We start from the raw sequence: 20,683 nt of genomic DNA, 5'->3' as shown, positions 1-20,683 counted from the left end.
ATACAATTCAAAAGTTCTTACGATACCACTCCGCAGCCGCATCCACTTCCGTCCGCGTCAGTGAATGTCCGTTCATTTCCCAATGGACTTCCGTCGAAGCACCTGCTCCCGCCAGCAGTTCCTGCAAATCTACAGTCTCTTGTGCCGGGCAAATCGGATCATTCTTCCCTGCGGCAATGAACACCGGAACTTCCGCCAAATCGGGAAGGTCGATTCCCCGTCTCGGCACCATCGGGTGGTGCAGAATGGCGCCTTTTAGAGAATCCGCATAATGGAACAACAAGCTCGCTGCTATATTTGCGCCGTTCGAATAGCCGACGGCGACAATATTCGATCTGTCAAATCCATGCTCTTCCGCGGCCTCATTGAGGAACTTATGCAATTCTTCCGTACGGAAAATCAGGTCCTCCTCATCGAATACACCTTCCGCGAGCCTGCGGAAAAATCGGGGCATCCCGTTTTCGAGTACATTCCCCCGCACACTCAGCACAGAAGCTTCCGGGTCAATCAATTCCGCGAGCGGCAATAAATCCTGTTCCGTCCCGCCGGTTCCATGCAATAAAAGAAGCGTCGGTTTCGAGTTGTCAGTTCCTTGTTTAAAAATATGTTTCAAAGTGGCTCCCCCTTACTGTTAATTTCAAACGAACATTATCTTGAATTCGAGATAATAATAACAGAAGCGAAACCAGTTGTCAAAAGGGATGTTTCACTCAAAGTTCGAACAACGCCAATAATGGTAGGCGATTGTCTCAGACATGAAGGCGAGTCCCCTGCTTTCGACTTGCAGAATCGGCTGCCACGCCTCTCCTCTTCCTTTCATCATATAGATTTCATGATGGGGCGCAGGATCGAAATAGCCCGACATATCGAATGTGCCATTCCTTCTGAAAACGGCATTCACTTCGTAATCGATTTTCGGCGCTGTTGTCAACGGATTGCCGACGGAATGTTCCAGCAGAAAACCGCTTTCCCCTTTTTGATGGTCAGTCCTTTTCATCGTAATGCCGTCGGCGGACGCCCTTGCCGTTTCCCTGAAACGTTTTAGGTGATCATACGCGACGCTCGTTCCCACCACTTTTGTGAAGGTCATCGGATCTCCCTTCTCATCATAGGCAAGCTCAATGTCCACACGCGTTCGAAAGCTTTCCCCGTTTGGATCAAACCCCCTTCGGTCGCCTTCGAAGAAATGATTCGGCGAGAACAGATTCGGATTTCGAACCCACTCATCCGCAAGGAACGTCGTGTAGCGAAATTTCCAATGATCGACGTTTGCAGCTTCCTGCACTCGTTCATTTGTCGGCTTCAGCATTTCGCTCGGCTTTCCGATCGATTTGATTGTCGTAAACGTTTCAATTGCCGATTCAGTTGTGGACGTTGCAGGATTCAAAAAGCCGAACAGATTGGATAGCGCCGATTTCACCGACTTTAACCGCTCTTCGGATTTATTCAGCGGACGTCTTGAACGGATCATATAGACGTACGATTGCTCCACGTCGATGTCCCGGTCGATGAACCTGTTCGTGTCGGTAGTTGCGATGAATTCACCATTCCGGTAAATTTCATATGCTTCGACATCCTTTATTTTCTCCCACGAAAGCGCAATTTGTGTTTTTGCGACAATCGTCGTCATGACAAGCAATTGCAACGGGTTTTCGACATTTTTCTGTTCAGCGAAAGCCGATGTCTGCATTGCGATAACATCGACGACTTGATTGTTTTCAACTCGCTCAATCCTATAGTGATAAAGCTTGCCATGCTTGAAATCACTCTCCTGGAATTCAGCAACGGACCCTTCATATAAATGCTTGCCATCCTTATACACGTTGTAAAATCCGCCGACATCATTCCAGGTGAATGAAATCAGGTCATGCTCATGCTTCACTGATTTGATTTCAAATAGCATAGATACCACCTCCTTCTTTCATTTTGCTGCAATGGTTGTTTGCCTAAACATTAAGGGGCTTTTTAGTTGTCAATGCCCCTGTTAAGGTGTCGTGAAACAATATCTGTATGGCGTTTGAGACGATTTACAAGATACATAACCTAGGCCTTTAGTCGCGAAGTGATCATAACTCGTGAAAATATGCGCAAAACTCGGTAAATGTTGATCAAAACTCGAGCAAAGTTGCGCATTTACGAGTTAAATATGCGCAAACCGTTTATGAAGTTGCGCATAACACACACGCATACTAAAAAACCGCCCCGGCACGTGCCGAGGCGGGTCGCTATCATTTCAACTCCCTCAATCTCCTGCTTAGCTTCTGAAATTCCTGGTCAAGTTTCGAATACTCCCCATCCCCGGGCTTCAGCATACTTAATTTACCTAAAACAGCCTGCAATTCCGTTTCCATGCGTAATCGTTCTTCATTGGACGGCTTCTTTGGCGGAGCGGTTCGCCGCTCCTCCCATTCCCGCAATGTCATTGGCAGTTTCCGAATGCCTCCGTTTTCGAAAACGAGCAAGCCGTCCGCCATCCGATCAACGAAATACCGGTCATGCGAGGCGAAGAGCAGCGTTCCCGGAAATGTCGACAGTGTCCTTTCAAGCTGCTCCCTCGACGGCAAATCCAGATGGTTCGTCGGTTCATCCAATAACAGCACGTCCGTCCCTTCCTGGATGAATTGCATCAGCTTCACTTTCACCTTTTCACCTTGGCTCAATTGATCCAACGGCAAATGCCAATGCTTCTCGCCAAAACCGAGATTCGTCAATTGCGTGCGGATCATCCCTTGCTCCTGAAATGTATCCGCGTGGAATTGGTCGGCCAACGTCACATTTTCCGGCAAGTCGAGAACCGCTTGGCTCATATAGCCGATCGACATGCCTTTCGTCAGCCAAAGGTCCCCGTCAAAATCCTCCTGCCCTAACATCATGCGAAACAGCGTCGACTTCCCGCTTCCATTCGCACCGACCAGCGCAATCCGTTCGCCCGCCTGCACGGTAAAAGACACATCTTTAAACAGTTCATTTCTAACAAAAGTCTTTCGCACATCCTTCAATTCCATCACGCGATGTCCTTTTTTCTGCCGCCCTTTTACATCGAATTCGACGGCAATCTCCTCTTTGGGCTTTTCGATTCGTTCCTTCTCAAGCGCCGCCTCCAAACGCGTCCGCTTAGAACGGATTTGGACGTCCTTCTTCTTCGCTTTCATTCGCCAATATTCTTTCGCACCGCCCTTTTTCGTCGATTCCCGATGCGCTTTGTCGGACCAATTCTCAAGCTGGGCCATCTGCTCTTCCACCTTCGCAATTTTCCGTTGCTGCTGAATGTAATGTTGCTCTTGAATCGCACGGTCCATCTCTTTCTTCTCGCGGTAAGCCGAATAGTTACCCTCATACACTGTCAACTTTCCATGTTCAATTTCAAAAACAAAATCCACGGTCCTGTCAATGAAATGCCGGTCATGCGATACGATCAGGTAAGTTGCGTTTCCTTCATTTATGATTCTCACCAATTCATCTAAACTTTTCCCGTCCAAATGATTCGTCGGTTCATCCAATAAAACAATGTCGCTTTTTGCGGAAAGCGCTGCTGAAAGACGCATCTTCATCCGCTCCCCGCCACTGGCAAATGCATAGTCCGCATGCTCCGGTACGTTCCATTTCGAACGGTATAGCGATGTTTCCGATTGCTCCCAGTCGATGCTGCCTTCATCCGCCTGCTCCTGTTTGAAATACGTGATGACAGGCTTTTTTCCGATCCAATCAATGGAACCCGACGTCGGTTTCATTTCACCCGCAAGCAATGATAATAATGTCGATTTCCCTGCTCCGTTTGGACCGACAATCGCAATGCACGCCCCTTCCGGCAGTTCTGCCGAAACCTTTTCCAAAATGACTTTGTCCCCTATCGAGTAGTCAAGTTGATGAATATTCCCTAGTAACATTTAGAGTCCTCCCCTAGATGGAGGGCACAAAAAAACCCTCCGAATGATAACGGAAGGATCGGTACGCATTATCCAATTTTAAGATACCTCAAAAAGCCCCTGCAAATAGGGACATAAAACCGTTTGAGGAAATGACATAAAAGTGGACAGACCCATCCTGTTTTCCGTAAGAATAAACCATGTTCTTTTTCCGGAATTCCAAGATTAGTTATCCATCGTCCACACGTCATTCCCTTCCTTGTTAGATGTCTTTCATTATACTACGCCATCCAAAGTCTTTCAACTCAAAATTCCGACAGCTCCACCTTCATTGCAAAGCTTCTTCCTTCCAAATCCGTTCCACTCGCGCTCCGCCATCTGTCACTTGAACACGATAGACATCCGGATTCGTCAACGCCTGCCATTCCTGGAACCCGATCCGCTCATCATAACATCTCAACAGCAATGTCATCAGATTCCCATGCGTTACAAGCACAGTCTTCGAACCGTCAGGCAGCTCATCCGCCACTTTACAAACACGTTCCATCGCTTCGTGCGAAGACTCCCCACCTTCATATTTTAAATGGAAATCAAGAAAGGAATCTTCCAGTTTCAATAACCAATCCTCAAATGCATACGTGCTCAATGTCCGTTCCGCCAATCGGCTGTCTTCTTCGATGTGAAGCTTTTTCCCGTCGGCAATCGGTTCTGCAGTCCTTCGTGCACGGATGAAAGGACTTGAAATGACCCGATCCACATCGATTTCCTTGAAAAAATCCGCCAGCTTCTCGGCCTGTACTATGCCGTCTGCAGTCAAATCCGCGTGCGGCGATTGTCCCTCTGCTGTGCAATGACGTACGATATATAGTACCTTCTCCACTTCAACCACCTCCATTATTCCTGTTTTTCCCTTGCTCGCTTTAAAGAAAACATTAATATGAAAAGCATAATATGTCTATCGCAAGGAAACCTAATGCAATGGAGGTGGTTGAAATGAAGATTTCGAAAAAACTCACTGAAGCCGGAACTGATATCGAAGAGGTGAAACGGCAAAACGCCAATTCGGGGCTTAGTTATAACGAAGTGAAGGAACTTATTGCTCGCAATGGCGGCAAAGGGACTGCGCAATATAGCGATACAGACCCTGCGCAAGTCCGAAAAGAAATTGAACGGAACGAGTGAAAGCTAACAAAAGCGGAGGGTGGCGGAACCAGTGCTCCTAACGCTACGCTTTTACTCGCAAAAGCCGTTCTTCGTAACGGCTTTCACTGCGACAGGCATAAGGCCGATCTGCGAAACGGCGATTTTTGCCGTGCAGCTGAGCTGACTTATGACCCGAGCGAATCGAACTGCAAAAGTTCGATTTGCCGTATTTCTGCGGTTTTTGCAGAAATTAAGGCACGTTTTTGCCACCCGGAGTCTAGATGAAAAAACCGGTTCCCGTGAGTAATGACGGGAACCGACTTTTCATTTCATATAACGATCAAGGAAATGACCGACTTTCACTTTATATGTCTCACCGGCAAGCGCAAAGGCTTCACCGTGGTTTGCTTTCGGGACGAGGAATATTTCACTGTCGCTCGACGTGTTGCGCTCCAATTCACTAGCCATTTCAGTCGGCACGAATGTATCGCTCATTCCATGGATATAAAAGATCGGAACGCTCGTTTTTCTCACTTGCTTCAACGCGCTCGCTTCCCTGAACGAATAACCGGCGCGGACTTTCGTCAAAGCGCTTGTGCTGTCCAATAAAGGGAATGCTGGCAAGTGGAACATCCGGTTCATTTGGTAGGTGAACAGTTGGTAGACGGATTGGTACGGGCTATCCGCGATAATGGCCTTCACTTGACGGGGAAGTCCTTCCTCGCCGCTCGCCATTAACACCGTTGCCGCCCCCATCGATAAACCATGGTAGGCCACTTCCGTTTTAGGACCCAGCTTTTGCACTAGCAGATTCGTCCAATCAATCAAATCCAGCCGATCCGGCCAGCCAAATCCGTAATAGTCGCCTTCACTTTTACCATGGCCCCGCGCATCGGGCATGAAGATGTTGTAGCCTAAATCATTATGGTAATACTGTCCGAAAAGCCCCATCTGTTTGGCATTGCCTAAATAGCCGTGCGTCAAAATGACGAGTTTGTTCGTCGGTTTGGCAGCGGGTAAATAGTAGCCCGATAGCTTCAGCCCATCCCGAGAAGTCAAATGGAGGTTTTCGAACTTCTGCGCAGCGACCCACTTTTTCCAATCCCCGTTCAAATAAAGCTCAAGTGTCTGGTCCGACACTTCTAAATCGGCATTTCCTTGCAAGTATTCTTTCGGTCCGCGTTTGACTGCGAGCTCATAGAAAAAGAAGCTGCCCGCAATCTGTATGACTAGGAAGACGGTTGACAAAATAACCAATAATTTCTTCCAATTTATTTTTATTGTTCTCATTCCCTTTATAGTCTCGGCAATCAATATGCCTGCTCTTATTATATCGGAAAATAAATTGATTTTATATATATAAAATGATAGTTCTTAAATTTTCCATTATGAAAGTTTGCTAATTTGCGTTATCACCGACTTAGGCGGGTTTATCACCGACTTGGGGCAGTTTATCACCGACTCGCGGTCCGTTATCACCGACTTCACCGAATTTATCACCGATTGACTACTATTCACGTTATACCTACATACTTATTCGGCTAAACGACCATTGATTCATAGACTTCCGCCGACCATGACAAAAAAAGCCTCGACTGATTGCAGGGGGGATGCAATCAGTCGAGGCTTTTTCATTATTGCTCTTTTTTACGGTTTTTATTCTCCGCATCTTTGGCAGCTTTGTCGGCACTTTTGAATTCTTTTGCATACAGCACTTCCTGGGTCGAACTCAGGCTGTTGTTTCTTTCAGTCAGCCTTTCATGGGGTTCCCTTTTCTGATTCATAGAAAAAACGCTCCTTTCTATAATCAGTTTCTCCCGACCTCGGAAATTTAACCGGTCAACATTATTGCGCCGTATAGTCGCCATCCATTTAAAATTTTTTTATGCACTTAAAACAAGACAGCTATCATGGTTGTCCGAAAGAATTTCGAGTATAGTAAGAACAGGTGATGATATGAATACAAAAATATATATTGACAATGACACATTTGTTGCAGGAACGACATTGAAGGATGGGAGCTTGCCGGAGCATAATAATATGGCTTTCCATGCTTGTGTGAATCCGGAAACTGTACTGGAAAACCGAAAAAGATTGGCCGTTTCCTTGCAATGCACCCCTGAAGATTTTGTCTGCGCGAGTCAAACCCATAGTGCGAATGTACATAGAGTGACACTTGCGGATAAAGGGCGTGGCGCTCAAGTGGGAGCCACCGCCATCCCGGACACCGATGCGCTCTATACGCTTGAATCGAATTTAATTCTTTGCAGCTTCACTGCGGATTGCGTTCCGGTAATTTTTTGGAATGAAACGAATGGCCTTACTGGCGTGATCCATTCGGGATGGCAAGGAACCGTCAAGGAGATCACGTTGAAGGTATTTGAGCATTTGAAGAAAGTCGAACGGTGTAAACCGGAAGACTTCAACGTGCAAATTGGGATGGCGTTAAGTCAGGAGAAGTTCGAAGTGGACGAGGATGTGTATGTGAAGTTCAAGGCGCTCGGCTATGCGGATGAATTCATGTATTTCAATGAGGGAACAAATAAATACCATATCGACAACCAGAAAACCGTGAAGAAGCAACTTGAGCTGGCGGGTGTTCCGGAAAACCGGATCGCTATCGATCGATCATGCACCTATATGAGCCCGGACGGCTTTTCGTACCGGCAGGATAAGAAAGCTGGGCGGCATTTGAGTTTTATTATGAATAAAGGCAAATAAAATAGTACCCGTCCTGCCAGTGATGCAGCGGACGGGTATTTCTTTTGCACTCATTGAACTTTGATTTGCCTAGACTCTTAGTTCTTGCTATCTAGAAAAACCGAGTACGGCACGTGGCCCGATTTCGACAGTTAGGTCGAAAATTAATAGGGGTGTCGAATACATTGTTATTTCGGTTACGCGAGGTGACTCGCATTCTGCCCGTGTTGCGGCGATTGCGGGAAGTTATCCTGCTGTTTCCGCCACACCCACATGACAAAACCCGACGATTACTTTGGCGCCTACGGGAAGTATTTCGAACTCGGCTTGTGCGCTTGCGATTTTCCATGGTATTTCGCACTCTGCTTGTGCGTTTGCGATTTCCCACGGTGTTCCGTACCCTGTTGTTTGTTCGCCTACGATTTTCCACGGTGTTCCGTACTACTCCAGAGCGCCTGCGATTTTCCGATGTGTTCCGTACATTGCTTGTGCGTTTACGATTCTGCATAGTTCCCCGAACTCTATTTCTATGATTGTGGTTCCAAAATGCTCCCCAAAAATTGTTACTTCGGCGATTGCGGGATGTTACCCGCACTCTGCTCGTGCGTCGGCGATTGCGAGACGTTACCCGTACTCTGCCCGTGCGTTTGCGATTGCGAGAAGTTACTCGAACTCGGCTTGTGCGTCTGCGGTTGCGCGAAGTTACTCGTTTTCTGCTAGTGTGTCTGCGTTTATGGTTCCAGAAACGTCCCCAAACGTCTGTGCGGCGGCGAATGCGGGATGTTACCCGTACATTGTTTGTTCGTCGACGGTTGCGGGATGTTACCCGTACCCTGCTTGTGCGTCGGCGGTTCCTAGAAGTAATCCGTTTCCGGCTTGTGCATCGGCTCGTTCTACGTTTATTCCGCGATGTCCTTCTGTTGCTTCGAGGATCCTGAAACATAAATTCATCAAGGCCTAAACTACCGACCTTTTCCCTCGCTTTCCGAATTTCATCTTCAAAAAAGAGTGACATGTCCAAACCTCCCCTCCAAATAGTTAGTGAAGGAAGACGTCAAAGCTTTTCGCTTTACATCGCTATTCCCCTCGTATTACAGTACGTCGTAAAACAAACAGGGACAGTGTTAAGTGCACAACTCACAACAAATTTTGTCATGGAAACATCCTTCATTTTTATTCATAGAAATAGAATAATGAATGAAGGAGTGGGATTTTCATGGGGACTATCGAGAAGCTGCCTGAATATCGACTTTTTATTCACCCTTTGGATATGTATGAACTCCGAAAAGACATCTGGATTGACGATCCAGTTTCTGCAAAGCTAACGATTCAAGGAAAGAAATACGAAGTAGACATCGCCTACCGTGGATCCCATATCCGTGACTTCCCTAAAAAGTCATATCAAGTTTCCCTATACCAGCCTAAAACCTATCGAAATGCCAACACATTTCATTTGAATGCAGAATATAAGGATCCATCGTTAATTAGAAATAAATTATCTTTCGATTTTTTTAATGAAATCGGTTGCCTCGCACCTCAAGCACGGTTTGTCTTTTTGAAAGTGAATGGGAAAAACGAAGGGGTGTATTTAGAATTGGAATCAGTCGATGATCGATTCCTTGCCAATCGAAAGTTACCGGCTGGTTCAATTTTCTATGCAGTCGACGGGGATGCCAATTTTTCTTTAATGAGCGACCTGGATAAAGACGTGAAGAAGTCGCTGACGTTTGGATATGAACAAAAAAGCGGAATGCCGGGAGATGCAGATCATTTACAAAAAATGATCATCGACATTAATACGATTCCAAGGGAAGACTTTGAAAAGGAAATTGTGAACTATATACATGTGGATAAGTATTTACGTTGGCTCGCCGGTGTCGTTTGTACACAGAATTTTGATGGATTTGTCCACAATTATGCACTTTATCGGAACAAGGATACCGGATTGTATGAAATCATCCCTTGGGATTACGACGCGACATGGGGGCGTGACGTGAACGGCGAGGAAATGGAAAGTGATTATTTACGGATTACAGGCTTCAACACACTGACGGCAAGGATTCTTGATAGTGAAAAATTCCGAAGCCACTATAAAAGTTTGTTAGAAGACATAGTAAGCAATCAATTCACGGTGGACTATTTGAAACCGAGAATACAAGCAATGCATGCATTGCTTCGCCCTTATGTATTATTGGATCCGTATAAAAAGGACAGCATCGATCTTTTTGACAGAGAACCCGACTACATCTTTAATTTCATCGAGGCACGATCATTATTTATTAAGAAAGAGATAGAGACGTTGTAGATGTAAAATCCACGCATCCCCTGGTAAGGAGAGCGTGGATTTTACAATTATAACGGACGCAATGCTACGGTCTCTTTATGCTTCAACTCTTCCACCATGTCGAGCCATCGCTCCGGTTTATTCGGCAAGACCGAATAGTAATCCGTCAAGAAATCGACGACCAAGCCGGATGGGATTTCAGCTACGATTTCATCTGTCGGCATGAAGCAGAAATCGAGGCCTGCCACCGCTTCCCCGTCGTTTTTCCAAGATGGATGGACGTACGGGAAGTCGAGGCGCTTGTAGCCAAGATGGGACAGCACTTCCCTGCGGACATAGGGGTTCATCGCCATTACGCCGCCGAAAGCGAAATCTTCTCGCTCATATGGATCATAGATTTCTGCGAACATGCCGAACAATGTCTTGCCATTTTCCTGCGCAAGCCTCTGTAAATCCTCTTCGCGCTGTTTCGCGAGGAAACGGCCGATGCCGAGACCCGACTGCCCGATGATCGTGAAATCCGTCATCGCAATATTCCAGTCCGGATAATAGCGGTACTCCGTCGCACCGACGACTTCCCCTTCATACACCGCAACAAAGACACGGATGCTCGGGTCTTCAAGCGGCTCTTTCCATAGCTCGAACTCCAAAACCTCTTCCGGCGGAAAAATCTCCCCCAATAATGTGTGCATTTTCGCAAAAAGCGGATCTTCAATATTGTTCACGCGAATAAATTCCATCTCTATTTCCCCCTATATAAACGGATTCTTCCATTCCATTAATAACGCATTGTTATGCGACTCTTCATCCTCTAGATAATTTTCAATCAATTTGAAAGGCATGCGTCCGCAAAGGAGTAGAAACGTAATGACCGGATCCTTTACAGTTCCTCGGACGACTTCATCTACATATTGCTGTGGCGATTTTTCTTCGGCGACCTTCCCGTAGCCAGGCATTCGCCCGCCGCCGAGGACCCGTTCCAAATCAAGCTTGACTGCGAGCTGGTAGACCGCCTGCATCATCCATTTGCCGAGCCCCGCCTTCCGGAACTCAGGGCTGATGCAAATGTCGACGATATAGAGTGTGTCGCCGTCGGGTGTATGATTGCGGATAAACCCGCCATCGGTCATGTCTTCCCACGTATGATCTGGTGAACCGGAATTAAACCCCACGAGCAAGCCTGTAAGCGAACCTATTATTCTCCCATCAACTTCAACACAAATGGCTCCTTCCGGAAACAGGCTGACGTGATTCTCCAGCTGTTCCCGGCTCCACCAAAGTTCTTCAGGAAATGGCGGCGGAAAGCAATCCGCCTGCAAAGCGATCATGGCATCGAAATCCGCCCTTGTATAATTGCGGATGACAACAGGAATGAAGCTCCCGTTATGGGAGACCATCACTTCACTGCGATATGCCACTGCTCTCACTCCCGATCGGTTTTGCTCCAAAGTCCGTATACAGATCGGTTCTGCGATCGCGCCAAGTCGTCACCGAACCTTTCTCACGCACTTCATACAGCAGGCTCAAATCGAGATCGGCCGTGACAAGCATATCGTGATTCAGCTCGCCTTCCGCAGCCAACCCTTTCGGCGGAAACGGAATGTCATTCGGTGTGATGATTGCGGCTTGCCCAAAGTTTGCGCGCATGAAATCGACCGTTTGCAAGGAGCCGACCGTGCCAGTCAACACGACATATACTTGGTTTTCAATCGCACGCGCGTGACTTGTGTATCTGACGCGATGAAACCCATGGCGATCGTCTGTGCAGGACGGACAGAATATGACATCTGCCCCCGCGGCTTTCACCATCCGGACGATTTCCGGGAATTCGATGTCATAGCACGTCAAAATGGCGATTCGGCCTTTTTCCGTGTCGAACACTTTCAGCTCGTCGCCAGCCGCCATATTCCATCCTTCTATTTCGAATGGGGTGATGTGCAACTTCGCTTGCTCCTCCACTGTGCCATCCGGGAAGAAAAGATGAGCGACATTATAAAGGCGCCCCTCACGCTGGATGACATGAGTGCCGCCGATAATATGCATGTTCGTTTCTTTTGCGAGCGACGTGAACAGTTCGATGTATTGACTCGTAAAACCTGGCAGCGCTTCGATCGACAGCGACTTGCCGTTTTCATCCCCAATGGAAAGCAATTGCGTCGTGAAGAATTCCGGGAATAACACAAACTCTGCGCCATATTCCTGCGCATTACGGATATAGTGCTCACATTGCGCCGCGAACTCGTCAAAGGAACGGATGGCATGCAAGTGATATTGCACAGCGGAAACACGAAGTTTCATTGACAAAACCCCCTATTATATGTGATTAGCAACATCATAATATATGAAAGTGGTAAAGTCATTCATTATTTTAGAAATTGACAGATACGGCAAGGTCACCTCAATACGGGTCAAAGGTCCCAAAGTGATCATAACTATGTAAAAGTTGCGCATAACTTGGTGTAATTGCGTCATAACTGTGGTGAAATCGCGCAAAAGAACGGCAAACTTGCGCAAAACCACCCCAAACCCGAGCATAACCGGCAAAGATTGCAACAAAATAAAAGGATGCCCGCGAAATCCTCGGGCATCCTTCGTTAACTCTATTTCTTTTGCTGTCTTTTCATTTCATTCCGCGCCTCTTCTTTGATCGACTCCAACTGCGCCTCCGCTTTCCTTGCTGCATCGTTCGCCTTTCCCGCAGAGTCTTTTGGAAGTCCATTTGACTTTTCGTCTTTATCGCCAGCGTAGCTTTTCATGATGATGTACCTCCTTCTGTTGATACATGTAGTATTCCCATAAAAGAGGACATCATAAACCTGAAAATCATCTCGTCAACGCGTAATACAGGACATACAGCCAGCTTAGGATTCCATGGAAGATTGCCCAAAGGATTGATTTGTGCACGCTCCAGGAAATGACGACAGCTAAACATGTGCCAAGACCGATGCCGCGCTCCAACATCTTTTTCTCCAACCCATCCCTCCCTTAATTCAGTATAAGTACGGCCGCCTCCTTTCATGAAAGTTAACTGCACATGACGCTTATTTTCATTTCCAACGGGTAAACTTGCACTAAAAAGGATGAATGGCTTCATGCTATACGATTGTGTCATTATTGGCGGGGGTCCAGCCGGATTGAACGCTGCCCTCGTGCTTGGAAGAGCGAGAAGAAACGTACTGCTATTCGATGATAATCAAGCCCGGAACCGGGTGACGCGTGAGGCGCATGGATTCATTACCCGCGACGGCATCCTGCCGGACGAGTTCCGGCGACTTGCCCATCAGGACATCAGCAACTATCCTTCTGTGGAAATTAAAAGCGAAAAGGTTGCTTCCATTAAAGGGCTGGACAACAACCATTTTGAATTGGAAACGGCGGAAGGCAATAGCTTCCAAACGATTAAGATCATCTTGGCGACGGGCTTGAAGGACGAGCAGCCAAACATCCCGAACATCGAAAAGTTCTACGGGACGAGCATGTTCAGCTGTCCGTACTGTGACGGATGGGAGCTGCGGGACAAGCCGCTCGCTGTCATTGCGGATAAAAACGTATATAAGCTTGCGAAGGAAGTTTTTGTGTGGAGCAAGGATTTGGCGGTATTCACGAATGGCGAAGGCCGACTCGAGGCGGATGAATGTGATAAGTTGACTGCGAATGGCATCCAAGTTTATGAAGACAATATTGCCTCGCTGGAGGGCGAAAATGGCCAACTGAAAGGGATCTGTTTGGAGGACGGGACGCTCATTGAACGCTCCGGCGGATTTGTAACTCCCCTTTGGAGCCATTGCAATCAGTTTGCGGAAGAGCTCGGCTGTGAGCTGAATGAATACGGAGGCATCCAGACCGATGGATATGGCAGGACGAATGTGTGGAATGTCTATGCTGCCGGAGACGTCGCCCATATCGTTCCTGCACAACTTGTCATTGCTGCGGGAACTGGGAGTGCTGCCGCGATCGGGGTGAATGGTGATTTGACGAATGAATATTTTGATGGTTGATTATGTACAAGCGCCTGTGCTGGGGTTGATTGCACAGGCGCTTTTCTGTTATTGATTGACCACGATGATAAACGCGTCAAACCCTGCAGCTTTCAAGTCGGCGACTTGCTTGTCCGCGTTCGACTTTTCCGCAAAGGAGCCCGTGATGACACGGTAATACGTGACGCCGTTCAGGACGACGATATCAATGAAGCTGTCGAATCCTTTTACTTTGAGTGCGGCGACTTGCTCGTCGGCATTGGCTCTCGTTGTGAAGGAACCGGTGACGACGCGGTACAATACATTTTCTGTTGATGGCGGATTGCTAACTTTTTGCAATCCGAGTGCCTTAGCCAGTCCATTTACGTGGCCCCTTGCCGCCTTGTCGAGCCAAGCCGACGTTTTCATTTTTGCGGCATCGGTTGCATTGTCGATGAATCCGTTCTCCGTGAGCATCGCGGGCATCCGGCTTTCGCGCAGCACATGGAAATTCTCCTTCTTCTTGCCGCGGTTCGGCATGTCGATTAATTTCACAATCTCCGCGTGAATCGTATTTCGCAACTGGGCAGTCGTTGACGAATCCGACAGCAGGTTATGGATATAGTCCTCATACCCCGTTCCCCCGCCAGCGTTAATATGGATGCTCAAATAATAATCAGCCCCCCATGCATTTGCGTCATTTGTGCGCTGCGGCAAATCGACAGTTTGATCACCTGTCCGGCTCATCCGCACCGTCGCATTGGAATATTCATTCACGAGCATATTTTTGACGCGCGTCGCGATTGCGAGCGTCACATCTTTCTCCCTTAAACCATTTCCGATAGCTCCCGGATCTGTTCCACCATGCCCCGGATCGATATAAATTTTAACCATTTTTCATCTTCCTCTCGTTTTTTAATTTTTTATTCCGTGACAATCTGACATTGCGCTGTTTTTGAACGTCTACATGGGAATCACCTCCTTTCACTGTTGTTTTTCTTCAGGCATCACCTCCTTTGTGGTTCGTTTCGCGCGAGTTTTGTGGGGTTTTGCGCGAATTTGTAGGACTTATGCGCGTTTGCGGCGACGTTTTGCGCATATTCCGGCTTGTTATGATCATTTCAGGACTAATGGATCATCCATTTCACCAATAAAAAAAGCGATGCCTATTCCTTCGGCAACCGCTCTTTCACTTCTCGTATTTCTTCAACAATGTCGTCGTATTTGTCCGTCAGTGCTTCCAATAAAAACTGATAACGTTTCTCTCTTGTTTCACTGCTTTTCACTTGATACCAAAACAGCCACACGAACAGGACGGCAAACGGACCCTGTGTCAAAAAATACCCTAGCAGCTCTTTAGTAGCCATGCCAATCCTCCTTTTAATTTTAGGAAAACAAAAAGAACGCCCAATTGGACGCTCCTTTGAATTTCCTGTTATTGTGTTGCATTCACCCATTTCCTTGGCTTGCACCCATTGTAACCCGAAATAATTTCCCTCGTCATTTCTACGACATTTGCGGCACATGCGGCGTTTGCGACATCTTGTCCATGACAGCGTCTTTTATTCTGCCGATTTGGCGGTCCGATATTTGCATATGCCTCCCGATCCATCGCAAGCTCTTCCCCTCGAGCAGCCAATGCAGCACTTCCATTTCACGGTCCTCTGTGATGAGTGGGATTCGTTCCTGGACGAGCTGAATTTTGCGCTCATACTCGTACACTTTCTTCAATCGCCTTTCCCTTCTGGTGAATTCCCGGTGGATCGGGTCGCCAGGACGGCCGCCGCTCGCTTTCGGCATTGCCGCTTCAAGCCCATATCGCGCCGTCATTCCTATCTCGACTTCATTCATCCCCTCTCGGATGACCTTCACACTGTTGATCATCCAATGATAATCCTTCACTAACTGCTCCATTTCCTCCTTCGTCATAACAATCACCCCTTGTGTTGGTTTCACTAATGAAACCTAGTAGCCAGACTTTAACACGGCTTGGTTTCACTTTCAACTACTTTGTTGTCACGAGAGAAACATTGGTATATAATAACTATAATGAACAGGGGGTTGCAAGATGTATTCTATAGGCCGCGAAATTAAAAAAATCCGGAGTGAACATAAATTGTCCCAAGAGGAATTTGCTGATCGGATCAATCAAAAGCTAGGTCTCTCGATTACGAAAGGGATGGTTTCGAAGTGGGAATCCGATTCCATTGAGCCGAAAACGAGGATGATCAAGGCGATAGCGGAGACGTTCCATGTTTCATTGGATCAGATGCTTGGCTTGAATGTTCCGGAAAAACAATCGACGGTTGAGACGATTGCTGCGCATATCGATGATGATCTGACGGAGGAAGAGCTGGCCGACATAAAAAAATACATCCAATTCATCAAGTCGCAACGAAAGTGAGGTGGTTCCATGACCTATGAATCTTTGATTGCCCAATACCCCCATTTGGTCATCAAGGAAGTCAAAACGCTCCCATCCGGGCTTGCGGGCCTTTATATGGACAATATTGTACTCATTGATAAAAATCGGAGCCATTATGAAAAGCACTGTATTCTGGCGGAGGAAATCGGCCATTACGAAACGACTTATGGCGATATTACGGATCTTCGGAAACTGACGAATTGGAAGTTGGAGCTGGCCGCGAGGAGATGGGGATATGAAAAAATCGTCTCGTTGGATAAATTGATTGAATGCTATGAGTCGGGCTTTAAGACAGTCGAGGAAGTGTGTACGCATCTTGAGGTGACAGAGGATTATTTGATGGCGTCCATTGCTCATTACCACTCCCGATTTGGCATTTCGACAATTCATCAAGGGTATGAGATATTCTTTGACCCGCTCTACTTGCGAAAGCAGTAATTTTTTTTAACCCTAAACCGAACATACGTTTCGAAAGAGTGGCGAAAAAAGACCAAATCCATTTAAGATTTGGTCTCTCTTTGAAGTTTATGATCACTTATTTGGTTTTATGAGCACTTATTTGGATTTATGAGCGCTTGCAGTGATTTATGAGCACTTATCCTGATTTATGAGCGCCTGCAAGGTTTTATGATCACTTATTCGGATTTATGAGCGCCTGTCGAAATCTTTATTTTTTTAGTTCTACTTTTACATTACCGGTAATGTAGTTAGGATATCTCGTCAGTTCAAAGGAAAGCGGATTCGTATAATCAGTTGTTTCGAACGTCACATCCCAATGTCTGGTTCCATCTTCATCTACATCCATTCCTGTTGATGAAATATCGATGTCCTTTCCTTTTGCATCTTTGCCCGTCGAAATTATGTCAAAAAAACTCCATGGATCTCCACCAGCGTTCGGCATGATAAGTCGCATACCAGATTTCTTAGTACTCGTAATCTGCAACATACCATCTTTCGGACCGTCGAGGATCTCGCCTTTTTCCGTGTCTACAACCAACGTTGATTCATCGTTATCTACCGCCTGCATTTTATTGATGCGCAAGTATAGCTTTTCGGGTTGCTCAAAGTAATTACTTTGGAGAAAATAGGTTTCCCTCCCCATTGCCGACACACCGTTCATGATCGATCCCCACACTTCGCCATTTTCATCCTCTAATCGCATATCTTCGAATTGAAGGATTTTCTTCGAATTTGCTTCATCAAAAGCAACTTTTACGGCTACACGCAAAGGATAAATGGTGATTTCCTTAATTATTAATTTTTGTGATTCAACCTCGACCTCTTCATTCAAAACGAAGGTCTTCCCTGGCTGTACGTTCTCCTGTAACTCAAATGGCAATGAAAACGAAATCGGTTCCCCTTGGAATGTGACATCCATATCGAAAACGAAAGAAAGTTTTTTAAATTGCATCGGGCTTTCAAAATGGTACGTAACTCGATTGGCTACTTCCTTGGGATCATCATCAACATCTATACCATCATAAGAAATTCCGCTTGGCGGAATTCCCTCTTCATGCTCCAGATCAACTGACTGAATGGATAGAGACTTTAATCTATCCTTCGCATTAAGTGTGTAATAAATATTCATCCCCGTTTCATCCAAAATGGCGCCGTCTATCGTCAAGGTCAGCCCATTTTTCGTTTGGACCGCATCGACTTTTTGGTAATAGTCATTTTTAAAAATAGCCTCCAACCCTTTATCAAACTGAATCAAATCCACGAATCTTTCCATGCCCGGTATGGACGCGACAACATTTGCAAATGCCGGGGACACTCGGATTGAAGTGACAAAGGAGAAGAAGATAAGTGCTGCCGCTACCAAAGACCAAATCCGTTTACGCCTCTTTCTCATTATCACCTTTTCACGCTTCGCGCGGTCAAATCCTGCACTGATCGCTTCATCCGCTTCGTCCAAAGGTAGGTGAATCTTCTCCAGCTGATTCTTCATTTCCTGCAGTTTTCTTTCTTCCTTCTCAAACATGATCCATTCCTCCTTTGTCCCCTAAGTGGCTTCGAAGTGACCGCAAAATCTTATGTAGCCTCGATTTAACCGTGCCTTCCGGTATACTCGAAAGTTCCGCAATTTCTTTTATTTTCACGTCCTGAAAGTACTTTAAATAAATCAACTGCTGTTCTTCTGGTTGCAATGTGGCAAGTGCTTCATCCAATTCCAATTGGTACTTATCTTCCTTGCCGATTGTTTCATCCATTTCACCAGTAACGACGAATCGTTTACCTTTCTTCAACTGATCTTGGCAATAGTTCATCATAATACGGATCATCCATGTTTTCACATACGCGGGTTCTCTAACCGTATGAATCATTTTATAGGCTCGATACGTTACTTCTTGAAGAGCTTCCAATGCATCCGCCTCGTTTTTCAAGAAGGCAATTGCTGTTCGAAGGAGCGCCTCTTTATGAAGCTGCATGAGTGCTAGAAAGGCTTCATCATCTCCACGTATCGCTTTTTCACTTATCTCTTTCTGGTCCATTTCCAACACCTCATTCATCCCTCTTACACATTAGACTGCGTGAACTTGAAAAAGTTCAAAAGATATATAAAAAAGATTAAAAAATATGCCCAGGGGAAATCTCCGAGCATTATGATGAATCATCTATTAATTCATCAGCACTTTCCACTCTCGTTCATTCATGAAATCCTCCGCCAATCGGTTTGCCTGCTCAGTAATTTCCTCTGGGTAGGATAATACTTCGAGAAGCTTGATCGCGTTTCTCGATGTGGACGGACCAGAACGGATTTTATAATCAAAATGAATATCTCCATCAATGAACGTTTCCGTGAAATGATAATTCTCATAGGAGCGCTTCATCATTTCGGTCAATTCAATATCATGGGATGCTGTAATATTGATTCCTTTTCCTTTCGACAGCCATTCCATTATAGCGCCGGAAGCAGCAATTCTCTCCGCAGTGTTAGTGCCCTTCAGAAGCTCGTCAATAACCGAAATACACGGTTTCCCCTCTTCCAGCAACTTGATAATGCGCTTTAATGATTTTATTTCAGCAATGAAATAACTGTCCCCATCCAGCACATTATCCTGCACAGCCATTGAAGTCGCGACAAAGCTCGGTTTCATGGACCAATGATCGGCCAATGCCGTATGAATCGTTTGCGCTAAAATGGCGTTGATGGCGACAGCCTTGCTGTACGTCGATTTCCCCGAAGCGTTCGATCCTGTAATAAGCGTGCATTTTCCTAGGCGGGAACTGTTAGTCACCGGTTTATCAAGCAATGGGTGCGCCATGTTCACGAAGGAAATTTCTTCTGAATCGGTAAATTCAGGCTTGCAATAGGAAGTGAGCGAATGCCGATAAAAGGCGACCGCCACGGCAGCATCCAGCTTACCGATCACTTGCCAAACTTCCCGGTAATTATCCGCGTGCTTTGTCACCGTGCCGATGATTTTGTTATAAGAGATAAAATCAATGAGGAATAAAATCCGGATATACTCAAATATGACGTCGAATTCTCCCCCGCCTTTATTTCCAACCGAAACAAAATTGCTTAAGAACAACAACTTTTTCAGCGGTTTCAAATTGGTTTGCAATCGGTTCGTGTATTCCGATATCGAATCGTCTTTCAATGTCGCTAGCTTCTTTCCCGTATGGATAATGTTTGCGGCATAATTAACGGAATGCAGACCGTATTCCAACGCGTTTTTATGCCGGTAATACATAAATGCATTGATTAAAAATGAGAGAAATAGAAAAAGGAGGCCCCATTTCAGTTGAAAGAATACTAACACGATCGAGGCGACCGGCAAGAGTGCTAGCAGGAGAAATACATTTGCATTTTTGAGTGCTTTTTGGGCTTTGCCGTAAAAAAATGAGGAGGAGTTTGTATAGTCCCGCTTGCCGAGCTTGGATAATGCGAGCAGGATTTCCTCCCGAAGTTCTTGGTTATTCCCCAATGTTATGTACAGCTTTTCATCTTTTTCGATATGATTGAGGGAGATATCAATGTCCCGCAATTGGTTTAATAGATATTCCGACCCGACGCTCGTCTGCGTGTAGTTCATCTTCCGGAAAACCTGGTCCATCGACAAGTCATGCCACGTCAATAAATCGACGCCATCGTAGCTGTCCGCATTGTTTTTCTTATTCTCCCAATACGAGGCTATCGATTCTGGCGCCTCACGCAGTCTGCTAAATGCTCCTGTTTCCCATTCCTGTCGAAATTGATTGCGCGTCTTCCTATCTTTAGTCAGTAAATGAATCGTGAGGACGCTGATGAGTATGGCAACGAATAGTACGAGAGGATATGACAAGTGATCACCCCATTTGATTG

23 protein-coding genes are annotated in these 20,683 nt (G+C 46.2%); 6 read left to right on the top strand and 17 right to left on the bottom strand.

Annotated features, from left to right (window positions below):
* Nucleotides 1-7 precede the first annotated feature (7 nt).
* From ACFPTP_RS01240 to ACFPTP_RS01225, 4 genes are all read right to left on the bottom strand, one after another.
* Nucleotides 8-613, bottom strand: a complete 606-nt coding sequence (locus ACFPTP_RS01240; protein ID WP_381441560.1) for an alpha/beta hydrolase — start codon at nt 611-613, stop codon at nt 8-10.
* A 93-nt stretch (nt 614-706) separates the two neighbouring features.
* Nucleotides 707-1,903: a DUF3238 domain-containing protein gene (locus tag ACFPTP_RS01235; protein ID WP_381441558.1), complete on the bottom strand. Its 1,197-nt coding sequence runs from the start codon at nt 1,901-1,903 to the stop codon at nt 707-709.
* 325 nt (nt 1,904-2,228) lie between these two features.
* A complete protein-coding gene (abc-f, locus tag ACFPTP_RS01230) occupies nt 2,229-3,887 on the bottom strand; it encodes a ribosomal protection-like ABC-F family protein (RefSeq protein WP_381441557.1) in 1,659 nt (552 codons plus the stop codon).
* Between the two features lie 307 nt (nt 3,888-4,194).
* Nucleotides 4,195-4,746, bottom strand: a complete 552-nt coding sequence (locus tag ACFPTP_RS01225; RefSeq protein ID WP_381441555.1) for a histidine phosphatase family protein — start codon at nt 4,744-4,746, stop codon at nt 4,195-4,197.
* Between the two features lie 113 nt (nt 4,747-4,859).
* Here ACFPTP_RS01225 and ACFPTP_RS01220 point away from each other — a divergent pair, with 113 nt between their 5' ends.
* Nucleotides 4,860-5,048 (top strand): gamma-type small acid-soluble spore protein, encoded by a 189-nt coding sequence (locus ACFPTP_RS01220; protein WP_381441554.1) that lies wholly within the window; start codon nt 4,860-4,862, stop codon nt 5,046-5,048.
* A 285-nt stretch (nt 5,049-5,333) separates the two neighbouring features.
* On the opposite strand, the gene ACFPTP_RS01215 is transcribed toward ACFPTP_RS01220, so the two are convergent.
* Entirely contained in the window at nt 5,334-6,266 is a 933-nt protein-coding gene (locus ACFPTP_RS01215; protein ID WP_381441553.1) for an alpha/beta hydrolase, read from the bottom strand.
* A gap of 377 nt (nt 6,267-6,643) precedes the next feature.
* Entirely contained in the window at nt 6,644-6,793 is a 150-nt protein-coding gene (locus tag ACFPTP_RS01210) for a YfhE family protein (RefSeq protein ID WP_381441552.1), read from the bottom strand.
* A 172-nt stretch (nt 6,794-6,965) separates the two neighbouring features.
* Here ACFPTP_RS01210 and pgeF point away from each other — a divergent pair, with 172 nt between their 5' ends.
* Both pgeF and ACFPTP_RS01200 read left to right on the top strand, forming a co-directional pair.
* Nucleotides 6,966-7,730 (top strand): peptidoglycan editing factor PgeF, encoded by a 765-nt coding sequence (gene pgeF, locus ACFPTP_RS01205; RefSeq protein WP_381441551.1) that lies wholly within the window; start codon nt 6,966-6,968, stop codon nt 7,728-7,730.
* A 1,195-nt stretch (nt 7,731-8,925) separates the two neighbouring features.
* Complete coding sequence (locus tag ACFPTP_RS01200; protein ID WP_381441550.1) at nt 8,926-10,014, top strand: CotH kinase family protein; 1,089 nt, start codon at nt 8,926-8,928, stop codon at nt 10,012-10,014.
* Between the two features lie 47 nt (nt 10,015-10,061).
* Here ACFPTP_RS01200 and ACFPTP_RS01195 read toward each other — a convergent pair whose 3' ends face one another.
* The 5 genes from ACFPTP_RS01195 to ACFPTP_RS01175 form a co-directional block, all read right to left on the bottom strand.
* Nucleotides 10,062-10,733: a GNAT family N-acetyltransferase gene (locus tag ACFPTP_RS01195; protein ID WP_381441549.1), complete on the bottom strand. Its 672-nt coding sequence runs from the start codon at nt 10,731-10,733 to the stop codon at nt 10,062-10,064.
* A 12-nt stretch (nt 10,734-10,745) separates the two neighbouring features.
* Nucleotides 10,746-11,390, bottom strand: a complete 645-nt coding sequence (locus ACFPTP_RS01190; RefSeq protein WP_381441918.1) for a GNAT family N-acetyltransferase — start codon at nt 11,388-11,390, stop codon at nt 10,746-10,748.
* A 4-nt stretch (nt 11,391-11,394) separates the two neighbouring features.
* Nucleotides 11,395-12,291 (bottom strand): carbon-nitrogen hydrolase family protein, encoded by an 897-nt coding sequence (locus ACFPTP_RS01185; RefSeq protein WP_381441548.1) that lies wholly within the window; start codon nt 12,289-12,291, stop codon nt 11,395-11,397.
* Nucleotides 12,292-12,593: 302 nt separating this feature from the next.
* On the bottom strand, nt 12,594-12,749 hold the full coding sequence (locus ACFPTP_RS01180; RefSeq protein WP_381441547.1) for a hypothetical protein: 156 nt from the start codon (nt 12,747-12,749) through the stop codon (nt 12,594-12,596).
* A gap of 67 nt (nt 12,750-12,816) precedes the next feature.
* Nucleotides 12,817-12,966 (bottom strand): hypothetical protein, encoded by a 150-nt coding sequence (locus ACFPTP_RS01175; protein ID WP_239430333.1) that lies wholly within the window; start codon nt 12,964-12,966, stop codon nt 12,817-12,819.
* 119 nt (nt 12,967-13,085) lie between these two features.
* Between ACFPTP_RS01175 and ACFPTP_RS01170 the strand changes: the two genes are divergently transcribed.
* Complete coding sequence (locus tag ACFPTP_RS01170) at nt 13,086-13,991, top strand: NAD(P)/FAD-dependent oxidoreductase (protein WP_381441546.1); 906 nt, start codon at nt 13,086-13,088, stop codon at nt 13,989-13,991.
* 48 nt (nt 13,992-14,039) lie between these two features.
* Here ACFPTP_RS01170 and ACFPTP_RS01165 read toward each other — a convergent pair whose 3' ends face one another.
* From ACFPTP_RS01165 to ACFPTP_RS01155, 3 genes are all read right to left on the bottom strand, one after another.
* Nucleotides 14,040-14,843, bottom strand: a complete 804-nt coding sequence (locus ACFPTP_RS01165; RefSeq protein ID WP_381441545.1) for an N-acetylmuramoyl-L-alanine amidase — start codon at nt 14,841-14,843, stop codon at nt 14,040-14,042.
* A 272-nt stretch (nt 14,844-15,115) separates the two neighbouring features.
* Complete coding sequence (locus ACFPTP_RS01160; protein WP_381441544.1) at nt 15,116-15,316, bottom strand: BhlA/UviB family holin-like peptide; 201 nt, start codon at nt 15,314-15,316, stop codon at nt 15,116-15,118.
* A 139-nt stretch (nt 15,317-15,455) separates the two neighbouring features.
* The gene (locus tag ACFPTP_RS01155; RefSeq protein WP_381441543.1) at nt 15,456-15,878 is read right to left on the bottom strand and encodes a LuxR C-terminal-related transcriptional regulator; all 423 of its coding nucleotides are present in this window, start codon (nt 15,876-15,878) and stop codon (nt 15,456-15,458) included.
* A gap of 139 nt (nt 15,879-16,017) precedes the next feature.
* Between ACFPTP_RS01155 and ACFPTP_RS01150 the strand changes: the two genes are divergently transcribed.
* Both ACFPTP_RS01150 and ACFPTP_RS01145 read left to right on the top strand, forming a co-directional pair.
* Nucleotides 16,018-16,353, top strand: coding sequence for a helix-turn-helix domain-containing protein (locus ACFPTP_RS01150; protein WP_381441542.1), 336 nt, complete (start codon nt 16,018-16,020; stop codon nt 16,351-16,353).
* 9 nt (nt 16,354-16,362) lie between these two features.
* On the top strand, nt 16,363-16,812 hold the full coding sequence (locus ACFPTP_RS01145) for an ImmA/IrrE family metallo-endopeptidase (RefSeq protein ID WP_381441541.1): 450 nt from the start codon (nt 16,363-16,365) through the stop codon (nt 16,810-16,812).
* A gap of 229 nt (nt 16,813-17,041) precedes the next feature.
* Here ACFPTP_RS01145 and ACFPTP_RS01140 read toward each other — a convergent pair whose 3' ends face one another.
* The 3 genes from ACFPTP_RS01140 to ACFPTP_RS01130 all read right to left on the bottom strand — a co-directional run bounded on the left by ACFPTP_RS01140 (nt 17,042) and on the right by ACFPTP_RS01130 (nt 20,663).
* The gene (locus ACFPTP_RS01140; RefSeq protein WP_381441540.1) at nt 17,042-18,355 is read right to left on the bottom strand and encodes a DUF4179 domain-containing protein; all 1,314 of its coding nucleotides are present in this window, start codon (nt 18,353-18,355) and stop codon (nt 17,042-17,044) included.
* On the bottom strand, nt 18,348-18,866 hold the full coding sequence (locus ACFPTP_RS01135) for a sigma-70 family RNA polymerase sigma factor (RefSeq protein WP_381441539.1): 519 nt from the start codon (nt 18,864-18,866) through the stop codon (nt 18,348-18,350). The genes ACFPTP_RS01140 and ACFPTP_RS01135 overlap by 8 nt, the downstream gene beginning before the upstream one ends.
* A 126-nt stretch (nt 18,867-18,992) precedes the next feature.
* Entirely contained in the window at nt 18,993-20,663 is a 1,671-nt protein-coding gene (locus tag ACFPTP_RS01130; protein WP_381441537.1) for a MutS-related protein, read from the bottom strand.
* Between the last annotated feature and the right edge of the window lie 20 nt (nt 20,664-20,683).

The organism is Sporosarcina koreensis (genome assembly GCF_042655825.1).
Lineage (GTDB): Bacteria > Bacillota > Bacilli > Bacillales_A > Planococcaceae > Sporosarcina > Sporosarcina koreensis.
This window is presented reverse-complemented; position numbering and strand designations above follow the sequence as displayed.